This window comes from Pontibacter oryzae (assembly GCF_003576375.1).
GTDB lineage: Bacteria > Bacteroidota > Bacteroidia > Cytophagales > Hymenobacteraceae > Pontibacter > Pontibacter oryzae.
The window spans coordinates 26,761-38,861 of the sequence record NZ_QWGE01000002.1 but is presented as its reverse complement, the minus strand read 5'-3'; the positions used below and the strand labels follow the sequence as shown (position 1 = coordinate 38,861).

General features: G+C 42.7%; 9 protein-coding genes. 5 read left to right on the top strand and 4 right to left on the bottom strand.

All coding sequences use genetic code 11. The annotated features are described in order from the left end of the window. The first annotated feature begins 12 nt into the window (after nucleotides 1-12). Nucleotides 13-1,662: an amidohydrolase gene (locus D1627_RS05040; RefSeq protein ID WP_119431160.1), complete on the top strand. Its 1,650-nt coding sequence runs from the start codon at nucleotides 13-15 to the stop codon at nucleotides 1,660-1,662. A gap of 63 nt (nucleotides 1,663-1,725) precedes the next feature. Here D1627_RS05040 and D1627_RS05035 read toward each other — a convergent pair whose 3' ends face one another. The 3 genes from D1627_RS05035 to D1627_RS05025 all read right to left on the bottom strand — a co-directional run bounded on the left by D1627_RS05035 (nucleotide 1,726) and on the right by D1627_RS05025 (nucleotide 6,361). Further along, nucleotides 1,726-3,051: an MFS transporter gene (locus D1627_RS05035; protein ID WP_119431159.1), complete on the bottom strand. Its 1,326-nt coding sequence runs from the start codon at nucleotides 3,049-3,051 to the stop codon at nucleotides 1,726-1,728. A 71-nt stretch (nucleotides 3,052-3,122) separates the two neighbouring features. Further along, the gene (locus tag D1627_RS05030; RefSeq protein WP_119431158.1) at nucleotides 3,123-4,616 is read right to left on the bottom strand and encodes a hypothetical protein; all 1,494 of its coding nucleotides are present in this window, start codon (nucleotides 4,614-4,616) and stop codon (nucleotides 3,123-3,125) included. A gap of 263 nt (nucleotides 4,617-4,879) precedes the next feature. Next, a complete protein-coding gene (locus D1627_RS05025; protein WP_119431157.1) occupies nucleotides 4,880-6,361 on the bottom strand; it encodes a hypothetical protein in 1,482 nt (493 codons plus the stop codon). Nucleotides 6,362-6,937: 576 nt separating this feature from the next. Between D1627_RS05025 and D1627_RS05020 the strand changes: the two genes are divergently transcribed. From D1627_RS05020 to D1627_RS05005, 4 genes are all read left to right on the top strand, one after another. Then, nucleotides 6,938-8,659, top strand: a complete 1,722-nt coding sequence (locus D1627_RS05020; RefSeq protein WP_233555519.1) for an ABC transporter substrate-binding protein — start codon at nucleotides 6,938-6,940, stop codon at nucleotides 8,657-8,659. A 14-nt stretch (nucleotides 8,660-8,673) separates the two neighbouring features. Further along, nucleotides 8,674-10,065 carry an ABC transporter permease gene (locus D1627_RS05015; protein ID WP_119431156.1) on the top strand — a complete coding sequence of 464 codons (1,392 nt, stop codon included), beginning with the start codon at nucleotides 8,674-8,676 and terminating at the stop codon, nucleotides 10,063-10,065. Further along, nucleotides 10,062-11,141 (top strand): ABC transporter permease, encoded by a 1,080-nt coding sequence (locus tag D1627_RS05010; RefSeq protein WP_119431155.1) that lies wholly within the window; start codon nucleotides 10,062-10,064, stop codon nucleotides 11,139-11,141. Before D1627_RS05015 ends, D1627_RS05010 begins: the two co-directional genes overlap by 4 nt. Nucleotides 11,142-11,345: 204 nt before the next feature. Next, complete coding sequence (locus D1627_RS05005) at nucleotides 11,346-11,609, top strand: hypothetical protein (protein ID WP_119431154.1); 264 nt, start codon at nucleotides 11,346-11,348, stop codon at nucleotides 11,607-11,609. 129 nt (nucleotides 11,610-11,738) lie between these two features. On the opposite strand, the gene D1627_RS05000 is transcribed toward D1627_RS05005, so the two are convergent. Then, nucleotides 11,739-12,098 carry a SpoIIAA family protein gene (locus D1627_RS05000; RefSeq protein ID WP_119431153.1) on the bottom strand — a complete coding sequence of 120 codons (360 nt, stop codon included), beginning with the start codon at nucleotides 12,096-12,098 and terminating at the stop codon, nucleotides 11,739-11,741. Between the last annotated feature and the right edge of the window lie 3 nt (nucleotides 12,099-12,101).

Below are 12,101 nucleotides of genomic sequence, written 5' to 3'. Positions count from 1 at the left end.
AGAAAACTTAACATGACATACAATTTAAGAATAATAGCCGCCGCCATACTTTTTGGCGGCGCTGTTTTTAGCGGCTGTACCAGCTCGCAACAAGCCGACCTAATCGTATTCAACGGCAATGTATACACTGTAAACGACAGCTTCGAGATGGCCGAGGCATTTGCCGTGAAAGACGGTAAAATCCTAGCCGTAGGCACCTCCGACGACATCCGGGCAAAGTATAGCGCCACAGAGGAGTTGGATGCTGAGGGCAAAACCATTTATCCCGGCCTGATTGATGCACACGCACACTTCTACCGCTATGGCCTATCGCTGCAATCCGCGGACTTGGTGGACACCGAATCGTTTAAGGAGGTAGTTGCAAAAGTGACAGCCCAGCGCGAGCAACACCCGGATGCCGATTGGATTACTGGACGCGGCTGGGACCAAAACGACTGGTCGGTGCAGGAGTTCCCGACCAAAGACACTTTAGACCTGCTCTTCCCGGACACGCCGGTTATACTCACCCGCATTGACGGGCACGCTGCCCTTGCAAACCAAAAAGCACTTGACTTGGCTGGCGTAACCGTAAACACCAAAATGGTTGGCGGCCTGGTAGAGGTAAAAGAAGGCAAAATGACGGGCATCCTGATCGATAACGCCGTTGACAAGGTTACTTCTAAAATTCCAGACCCAACGGAAGAAGAGAAAAGACAGGCGCTGCAGCAGGCTCAGGAAAACGTTTTTGCCGTAGGCCTTACCTCCCTAGACGATGCAGGGCTTGAAAAATCAACTGTTGCCCTGATCGATGACATGCACAAAAAGGGTGAGTTGCAGATTCGTGTGTATGCCATGCTCGACCCATCTCCTGAAAACCAGGAGTATTATTTCAAAAATGGCCCGTACAAAACAGACAGGCTGAATGTTCGCTCCTTTAAAGTATACTCTGATGGCGCGCTTGGCTCGCGTGGTGCAAACCTGATAGAGCCTTATCACGACCGCAAGGGCCACTATGGTTTTCTGCTGGCTTCAGAGCAGGAGTTCAGAGACGTTGCCAAGAAGTTGTATGAGCATGGTTTCCAGATGAACACGCACGCCATCGGCGACTCTGCCAACCGCCTGTTGCTGGATATCTACGGCGAGGTGCTTGGGGGCAAAAACGATAAGCGCTGGCGCATTGAGCACTCGCAGATCATCAACCCAGCCGATATGGGTAAGTTTGGCAAGTATAGCATCATTCCATCGGTGCAGCCTACGCACGCCACGTCAGATATGTACTGGGCCGGCGACAGGTTAGGCCAGGAAAGGTTGAAGCATGCGTACCCGTTTAAAGAGCTGATGGAACAAAACGGTTACCTGCCGTTAGGCACAGATTTCCCCGTAGAGGATATCAACCCGTTTTATACTTTCCATGCAGCGGTTGCCCGCCAGGATGCTCAAAACTGGCCTGAGAAAGGCTTCCAGATAGAGAACGCGCTAAGCCGCGAGCAGGCCCTGCGCGGTATGACAATTTGGGCTGCCAAATCAAACTTTGAGGAATCAGAAAAAGGAAGTATAGAAGTCGGGAAATTCGCTGATTTCATACTTGTAGACCGCGACCTGATAACCGTAAAGCCAGAGGAAATGCGCGGCACGCAGGTGCTACGCACCTACCTGAACGGTAAACTAGTTTACAAGAAATAAGTACTGCACAAGCCATAAAAAAAGCCACTCTAACGTTAGAGTGGCTTTTTTTATGGCTTGTACTTACGCGTTCATTCGGGCGCTCTCTGGCTGCAACGCCACGCCTTGTCTACTCTTAATCATCAATAAAAAGATTAAGCCAAGGATGAAAAATGTTATAAGCGCTAGTATACTGTAGCGCATAGAACCAGTTAGCTGCGTAATAGCGCCATAGGCTAGGGTGCCTAAAACGATTGACACTTTCTCAGTAACGTCATAAAAACTAAAGTATGAGGCGTGATCTATGGTGGAAGCAGGTATAAGCTTAGAATAGGTTGAGCGCGAAAGCGACTGTATACCGCCCATCACAGAACCTACTACCGCCGCCAAGGCATAGAACTGCATTTCGCCGTGCGTGAAATACGCGCCTATGCAAATGCCAATCCAGACACAAACGGCCACCACAAGCGCTTTTATGTTGCCATACTTACCGGATAGTTTTGCAAATGCATACGCTCCAGCAATAGCTACTAATTGAATGATAAGCACAGTAAGTATAAGCACTTCGCTCGGAAGCCTGAGTTCCACCTCCCCAAAAATTGCCGCTAGGTACATAACCGTCTGCACGCCCATATTATAGAAAAAATAGGCCAGCAGAAAGCGCTTTAACATGGGCAAGCCTTTGACCTGATGCAGCACGTGTTGCAGTTCTTTGAAGCCGTTCAGGATCCAGCTGCCCTTCGGCTTGCGCTGGTATACATTGCCCGGTAGATGGTAAAAAGAGTATTGTGCAAACACTATCCACCAGATACCTGTACTCAGAAATGCAATGCGCGGCGGCAAAGACGTATTTTCAGGAGCGATGCCGAAAAGCTCGGGTTTCATGATCATCAACAGGTTGAAAATCAGCAGTAATACGCTGCCGATATACCCCATCGAAAACCCTTTGGCGCTAAGTCGGTCATACTGATCTTCAGTGGCGATTTCGGGGAGGTAAGCGTTATAAAAAACGATGCTCCCACTAAAACCGATAGTGGCCAGCACAAACAGTATGACTGAAAGTGTAAATGTTTCCTTGGTGAAGAAGTATAACCCTGCACATGACAAAGCTCCGAGGTAGCAGAAGAACTGCAGAAAAAACTTTTTTCGCCCGCTATAGTCAGCTATTGCCGTTAAAAACGGGCTAAGGGCCGCAATTATCAAAAATGCTGCTGAAATGGCATAAGTAAACAGCACGGAACTGTCCAGTGTGAAGCCTAAAAAATCTACTAAAGAAGTTCCATCTGGCTTTCTGGATACGGCACTGAAATAAATCGGAAAGATGGTGGATGTGATAACCAACGAATAAACGGAGTTGGCCCAATCATAGAAGCACCAGGCTCTGGTAACAGTCGGGTTGTTTTTTTCCATCCTGTAATAATAGCAAAAATTCGCGCTCGAAATTCTGCTAAGCCATTAAGATTTATGCCAGCACCTATTACCTAAGTAACCGCTTGCTTCTTTTGAAGCAGATTTAACACAAGTTCCCATAAATGCTCATAGGGTATTATCTCAACCTCAGAAAAGGCGTCTCCTGGCAAGGGGGCTTCTGCTAGCTGCCCAAGGAGCTTTTCGCCTTTAACTCTGGTAGTTTCATAATCCTGTTCAAGCAAAGCCATTTGCAAGAGCCTGAGAAACAGACGTGGGCGTTCCGCTCTCTCTCCTTTTAAATATTTCACCCTATACTTGCGCACACGCTCAGCCTGCTGTTCCATATCTTTAAAGCGCATCCGAGCAATATCTTCCATAACCTCCAAAATCAGTAAGGATAAATTTAGCCCTGACTTATCTTTAGGCACAAAACTTAAGTCTACGGTAAAAGGTTGAACATTGGAAGAAGTTATGTCTAAGCTTTTACACCGAATTATAAACGCAAAATACCGCCTAAACAACTCTAAGCGTTCAATACTGCTAGCTTTGAGCTTTAGAAAGTGCCCTCCAGAAGAAGCTTCTGCTAATACCTCAGCAGTTTTTCCATAGTCCTGATTGTATAAAGTAAGCAGCAGATAATTCTCAATGAACGCAAACCAGTGCACTGAAAACTTTCTATAATCTGGCAAATGCTTTTCAGCCAGACTTATCCCTTTGCTATATTGCTTGCTTTGCAGCAAGGCATAAATTCTAATAAAGTTATTATATTGATTACTAAACCAACTTTTGTTTACGACACCTTTTTTGACAAGACTTTCAGCCTCATCAATAATGGCTGCTATTTCAGCGTAATTTCCTAACTGCTCTAAGTACAAAACCTTCAATTGATGAAGGTAGTTGTATATCATAGAGGACTTCGATTTACCCCACAGTTCTTCAAACTGAACAATCACATCCGGCAAGTATTTAATCAACTCCCTACGATCGGATGTTAACCCACCACCACAAAGCATTGTGAATTCATAAAGCTCTTTTGCTTCACGTTCAAAGATTTCCTGTCGATAACATTCCGATAACTGATCACTGATTCGTTCATAGTTTTTCTGATCCCCAAGACCGTAATAGTTAAACTTAATATCTTCCAGGACACGTTGTCGTATACCCCACAATTCATGTTTATCAGCAATCTGCAGTGCCTGCTCTAATACTTTAGTAGATAGTTTTAGCTCTGAAACAACACGTAACGCATACGCCTCCGTTATTAAAACCGAACACTGATATTTTGCTTCATTAATACTTAATGTAGCTTGGGTGGGTACTTTAAGAAAATGTAGATGGTTATACAGCTTTTTCCTGAATCTTGACTTCAGCATTCTATAACTGGTTGCTGACTTGCTGTTCCCATAAAGTTTTTTTGCTGCATCTTCATCAGTTTCTATCTCGCCTGATTTAAGCAGGTGAAACAGCTTAGTGTCAAGCACTGATTCGTCTTGTAGGTTGAGCAATGGGCTTGGGCTTAAGCTATATTTATCTATAAATGCGACAAGCCTCTTAAGTTCTTCCATTTTTTGAACTCTATCTCTTTACTTTCAAGTAACTGAATAAAATATTTAGCAAATAACAATAAGTTAAAATACTAACTTTCATTTAAACGCTCTAAGAAGACTGAAACGCTTAAATTTTTATTGAAATTATAACTTTTATATCACAATTTATGTGTCAAATTTTTCTGTTAGGCACTGTAGTTTGAAGTTTACTTTTTTCATTTAAGCGCAAACAACTGTATTGGGTGGCTGTGGTTTGATTAGTTAATCTCCAACAAGCAAGATTATTTGTACTGAGAATTTAAAATTAATAAGATATGCTCCCATAAATGTTCATAAGGGACGATTTCAATTTCAGCAAAGGCATCACCAGGAATAGGCGTTTCTATAAGCCTTTGATACAATTTAGCCCCTTTTTTACTGCTACTTTGTGCATCAAAATCTTCCGTTACGGTAATGATCAGCAATTTTAATAATGTTTTACTTCTTAAACTGAAAGTATCTTTTAAGTGTGTAAGTATGTACTTTTTTAAACTTTCTATGCGATAAAGTAATGCTTCAGTTTCTTTGCGCTGTAAGTAGAAGATAAATTGTAAAATTAATATTGCAACGTTAAACCCCTGTTTATCTTTACTGTACTCTGGCAAAGAGAGCAGAAAAGGGTTGATTATTCGATTAGTTTTACGATCCGTTGATGCGAACAACAAATAGTAGGCTTGATAAAGTGTCCAACGTTCTTTAGCTGCCGCAGGTAGTTTAATAAACATCGAATTAGAAGACGCCCTATGGATAATTGTTTCAGCAAGTTCGTACTTCTTGTCGTACATAGCTATTAGAAAGTAGTTTTCTAGATATGCAAACCAGTTAGGCGACCCTTCAATAAAATCTTCTAGATATTTAGCTGCATATTCTAGACCCATTTTTAATTTTTTCGCCCGAAAGTGAGCATAGACTAAAATGTACTTATTAAACTTTGCATCAAACCTTAAGCTGTTTACCAAGTTATTTTTTAATAAAGCTTCCGAAGCAACTGTTAGTTCTACAATTGCTTCAAAATTACCTGTTAGCTCGTAGTATATTATTGTAGCTTTATAATAAGCATTGAAGCACTCGAAGGACTTACTTTTTTTCCATATAATTTTCAAGCGCTCAATATCCTGCACAAATTCAGGCAAGTGCTTTTTACGTATCTTGACAGACTTTTTAAGCTGGATTCTAAGCATTTGAAAGAGAGTAAGTGCTTCCCGTTCATAAGCTTTAAGTTTAAGACATTTATCGAGTTCTTTTCGTGACGAATTATATTTAGACAAGTCGCCTTGTTGAGAATAACAGAGCATTTCTAACTCCAGAGCATCAATAGCGAAGTTTAAGAATTCGTAAGTATTAGAAATCTTCTTAATCTTAGATGTCAAATTTATCACCAATTCAACTTCATGCAATCTGTAAAGTAGATGAGCATGATGTAAGAGATGTATACACTCTTGTTCTTTTTGATGATATCTAGGGGTCTTTAATCTACTAAAATCATAGAAGAATAAACTATTATAAAGTTTCTTCTTCAATCTATGTTTTAGCATTTTATATTTAACATCATTTGCATTTGAGCCGTATAGCAAAACTGAAGCCTGATTATCATCATCAAAATCGCCTTTAAGTACATGGCTATAAAACTTCCCTTCCCTATTCTTTTTGCTTTCTTCGGGGAAGATATGGTTTAGACTGCAATCATGAGCAGCAATTTCTGCTAGTCTTCTAATTTCTTCCATTTTTGTACTTTAACTTATCATACACCCACAAAAAAGCAAGTCATTTATCAAAATAATCAAAGTTACTTTTTTCAGTTAATGTTCATTTGAGCTACTTTTAAATAATAGTAGACTTGCAATATAATAGTTAATCCCATATCAACTATTTTTTTGTTACCTTTAAGATACTAGTATTATTCACCTCCTCATTAAAGTTAATTAAAAACCGTTTACAACAACATTTAATTGAAATAATTATATCAAAAACTTTAACAGTTTAAGTTACTTTAACTAGAAAACATTCCTTTATCACGTGTAGCAAGTGCCCTATATTTGCCTTAGTAAATCAATAAAAAGTATAAAAAGTCAAACGTTATGGTAACTCTAATAATTACACTTTTAATTAACTTATCGGTTTTAGGTGGTAACGAGTCTAACACAGATCCATCATCAAATACCTCTGCTCCTGCTGAAACAGAAACAGTAAGTACTTTCGGTGGTTCAGGCAATTGGACTGAAGGCTAAGATTTATAAAATTAGATTTCCTGATTTTTTCTCTAACTTGCCTATAAAAGCTTGTAGCCAAACGGTAGGTACATGAGGAAAATTAGTTTAGCATTAATTTGCTTCCTTTTACTAGTAACATGCTGTAGCCAGCCAGAGCGTGCTCCTGAGGAAGTACGGGTAAGGCTGGCATCGGAACCGGAGACGCTTAGCCCTATTGGCTATAGTGATGCCGGCGCACTACAGATCATAAACCTGATTTTTCAGAGTCTGTTAAGCGCCGACTTAGGCACTAATGAGATAAAGCCTTTCTTGGCTTCAGAGATGCCCACGGTAACACGAGAAGACTCCGCTACCCTCTTCACTTATACTATACGGGAAGAGGCAAGATGGTCAAACGGCACGCCTGTTACAGCAATGGATGTAGCTTTTACGCTTAAAGTAGCTAAGGCCCCTTTGTTGAATAACGAGAGCCTGAAGCCACAGCTAGAGTTTATCCGGGATATTAAGATCGATAGCGAAAACCCAAAGCGCTTTACCTTTGTATGCGCTGGGTATGCGCCGGAAATGGAATTGCTGACAGGCGATTTCTTTATCCTGCCCGCATACCTCTTCGACCCTGAAAATTTACTGCAGCACATTCGTGTGGCTGCATTGAGCAGAGATCCTTCCGAGCTTGAGAACGATAAAAAACTAAAAGCATTTGCAGCCAAGTTTAATACGCCTGCTTATGGCAGAGATTCAAACTTACTGCAAGGCAGTGGAGGCTATACTTTAGAACACTGGGAAAACGGACGATACCTGACGCTGAAGCGCAAAAAAGACTGGTGGGGGAAAACTTCTAACACACAACATCTGACAGCCAATCCGCAGCGCATCAGCTTTCAGGTTATCCCGGATATAACCACGGCACTCCTTGCCTTAAACAATAGGCAGCTGGATCTTCTTGAGAACATCCCCGCTGCTGAGTTTGAGCAGTTAAAGCAGAGTAAGCAGTTCTTAAAGGACTATAGCCTCCATGCCCCTGATGCTTTTGAGTTTGTGTATGCCGGAATAAATACTCGCTCATCTAGGTTTTTGGATAAGCGAACACGGCAGGCCTTGGCTTATCTTCTAGATACGAGAAATTTAATCAAAGTCTCGCATCAGAGTTATGCCACACCAACAGTAGGTGTAATACCGCCTTCTATCAGAAAATTTTATAACGACAGCCTCCAGTCATACTCTTATCATCCAGATAAAGCCAAGAAATTACTTTCTGAAAGCGGCTGGACCTGGGAGAACAATGGGTGGTACAAAATTACCAATGGCAGAAAAGAGCGACTTGCCATAGTGGTCAGCTACCGTGCTGGTAATACTAATTTCGAAAATGCGGCTGTGATCTTCCAGCAGAACGCTGCTAAAGCAGGCATACCCGTTCAGGTGCAAGCCATGGAAGGAAGTTTACTAAGTCAGCAATCCAAAGAGCATCAGTTTGATGTATTTTTCCGTTCGCTGTCCGGGAACCCCTTTGCCTTTAATTTCAAGCCTTTGCTTCATACTTCCTATGCCGAGAAAGGGGGCCTAAACTATACAGGGTTTGGCACACCCGAAAGCGACAGCATACTTGACCGCATCAGCACAACCGTTACCTCAGAAGCAGAGCTTGCCACTCTCCTAAAGCGACTTCAGGCAATTATGCACGACGAAGCTGCATTTATCCCGTTGTACTATGTAAAAGAGCGAGTGGCTATCCATCGCCGGTTTACAAACACAAAGGTTTCAGGCCTCAAGCCAAATTACGATGTGAGTGCTTTCACATTAACGGCTGAATAACTGCAAATCACCCTATGCTTTTATACTTGTTCAGGAGAATACTTTTGGTAATACCCGCATTCTGGGCGTTAGCAACCCTTGTTTTCCTCCTGAGCAGATTGCTGCCCGGGTCTTTTGCAGAGGAGCGTGTATTACAGTCTGATGCTGGATTTTATAACAAGAGCGATGCAGCTAGCCGGGAGGCTGCTTACACAGCATACCTTAAAAAGAGCGGCCAAACCCTCCCCCTGTTTTACATCTCGATTTCCCCTGACAACATACCTGACACTTTGAGCCAGATTTTCCCGGAAGCAAGGCGCCAGCAACTCCAGCAACTAGCTTTTAAACATGGTTCCTGGGAAGACGTCGCTGCCTATGATGAGGCTCTAGAGAGATTCATTAACCCTTTGACTCCAAGTATAAAAAGCAAAGTTTCTAGCCAGCTTCAAGTTATCCGTTTCAGCCATGAGAAGACTGAAATAGCGGGAGCTCTTACTACTATTCAAAAGAAGATCGCAGAATTAGGGGCACCGCAGAATTACTATAATGAGCTTACATTAGCTTTCAACACTCTTTCTAAAAATTCTGAACCATACTCCTTTTTGCTACCTGAATTAAGATGGAATGGCCTAGAAAATCAGTACCATCAATGGCTATCCGCCATCATAAAAGGCGATGCAGGTAGTTCGTACCGAACAAGCAGGCCTGTATCTGAAATGCTTTGGGAAGCAATTGCAAATACGTTTTGGTTGTTATTCGGCAGCATGCTGCTTACCATGGCGCTGGGTTTACTACTAAGCATCCAGATGTCAAGAGGCAAAATGGCATGGCTGCGGAGACTATCTCTCCCGGCTTTATTCGTACTGGATAGCATTCCGATGTTTGTGCTTGCCTTGCTGCTGTTGGTGCTATTAGCTAACCCCAATTTCCTGCAGCTTTTTCCAGTCTACGGCATGGGTTATTACCAAGCTCCAGATCTTTCTTATTTACAGCGCACGGCACAATGGCTCCAGTTTATGGCTCTCCCGATAACGTGCCTGGTACTAGTAAATCTACCATACATTACCAATCAAATTTATAGTGCTTTGCAAGCCGCCCTTCATGCTAATTACGCGCAAACTGCCAGAGCTAAAGGCCTGAAAGAGGTAGCCGTTATCCGCAGGCATGCGTTACCTAATGCCTTATTGCCTATTATTACGCTAACCTCTGATTTTCTGCCTGCCCTTGTTGATGGGTCCATTATCATCGAAACAGTATTTGCCATCCCAGGCACTGGCAGGCTGTTGGTTGAATCGGTTCTGGCACGAGATTACCCAGTGCTAGTGGCTATTGTGGTTCTCGTATTGGCGGTTCGTATGTTGGCCTATGCACTGGCTGAAGGGGGCTATGCCTGGGCCGACCCTCGCATTAAACAAGAGCTATCATGAGTTTGCTGTGGCAGAAAATTTCAGGGGTTTGGCAATCAAAATTGGGGTTTAAAGTTTCTGCCTCATACTTGCTGTTGCTTCTAGCCATAGTGCTTCTGCTCCCATGGCTCCCTTTGCCTTTCGCCCCCAATCACCTCGATTTGGATTATACGTCAGTCAAGCCTTTTTCTGAGAGAGCTTGGGCAAGCGGGCATATTTTAGGTACAGACACCCTCGGCAGAGACCTCGCCTCCAACCTGTTATATGGTGCCAGAACAGCTTTTTTCATAGCCTTTCCTGTTATTTCACTGGCTACTTTACTAGGAACAGCATTAGGGGTTGTAGCTGGCTTTTACCATCACCAGGGAGCTAAGCTTTTACGCTACCAAGCGTTATTCTATCTGTTAGCTGGCATAGCCTTTCTCTATTACAGTGTTTATGTCCCGGCCAAAAGTATAAAATTAGGCTTAGGCACTTCGCCTGCTGGTTATGCGCTGCTCACCTTCTTTAGTCTAGTGATTGTTTTATGGATTGTTTGCAGGTTTTTGCTGGCCAAGGTTACCTGTTTCAGGCGTGTTTGGGTGTTGCCTGCTGATGCAGTAATTATGCGCTTCGTGGAATCGTTAAGCACTGTCCCCAGGTTTGTTTTAATACTTGTATTAGCAGCCTTTCTACCGCCATCAGTCCCGTTACTTAGCTTGCTGCTTATCTTCACCATGTGGCCAGCCTCTGCGCGCCTTGCCCGTGCAGAAATGCTGCGTATCAAACAGCTTTCATATTTCGAGGCTGCGCTGAGCATAGGTAGCCCAACTATTAGATTACTCTGGCATCATGCTTTCCCAAACTTAATTGGACCTGTCCTGATTGCCTATATTTTCGGGCTTGGCGGATTACTAACCCTCGAATCCACCCTATCCTTTCTTAACATTGGCGTGCCTGGTACCCTTGTAAGCTGGGGTCGAACGATTTCATCTATCCGCACTAATACAGCTGCATGGTGGCTGGTTGTATTGCCTGGTAGCCTTCTATCAATAACAGTCTTGGCGCTTTATACTTGTGGCCACTATTTGTCTAAAATTCTTACTGCAAAAGCATAGGTGTAAAATGTTACTTTCTACATCATTTTAGACATTTATAGTATAACACCGTGCGTATAATTACTCAAAACAGGCTTTAAAGCAATTTCAGCGCAAATAAAACCCAACAATTTCAATGTTACTTTTGGTAGTTAATATTCCTGTTTCTTAGCAGTAGCGGTGTGTATACTTGTAATGTGTTAGAACCCAAAACCCCATCGTTACATGAGTACAACCCTTACCCCTTCACCAAATGCCTTGGTCGAAGCCTGCTATATAATAGCAGGCATTTCAACGAAGCCTTGCATAAAAGTGGTGTCGTTTGATGACGAACCTGCTGGATATGCAACAATTGACGGTAACATGGTTACCCATTTAGCTGGCTCAGACGCAGTGAGCAATGGTGCCGGCATCTTTATCGGAGACTATTTTGTAGGTATCGCAGATACTTACCAATCCATTAGTATAACACCGTTTGTGCGATACTAACCTTAATGTAAAACTTTTTACTATACCCCAATTACCCTTTAGTTTAGTTGATTTATTGAAATTTGTTGGTTGTTTGTGTTTAGATTAGGCAATTAGCCCTGTAGCTCCCCCCTGCAGGGCTTTTGCTGATTAAACGCAAATTGGCTCCAGCAACCACTCCAAGGCTTCATCCCGTTCATAAAAACTTTCCACAACGAAGGTATAGGTTGACCTGCGCTCTTGAACCGAGCACAGAATATTGCTGATGATGGCCTGATTTAGTGTATCTGGCCCTATTATGCGGGCAAACCTCTTCACATGCTTGCCACTAAGTTTCGGCAGAAATACTTTTCTGATCCATCGCTGGTCAGTTGGGCCGAAAAAGGCAAGGCTCCTTGTATCTATTAACAGGTAGTTTGTCTTATCTTCCTGTAGGCTGGTAAGCAGTAAATCTAACCCCTCTTGTAAAACATCACCACTAACTTGCTGATGCCATATCATCTCCGTCATACT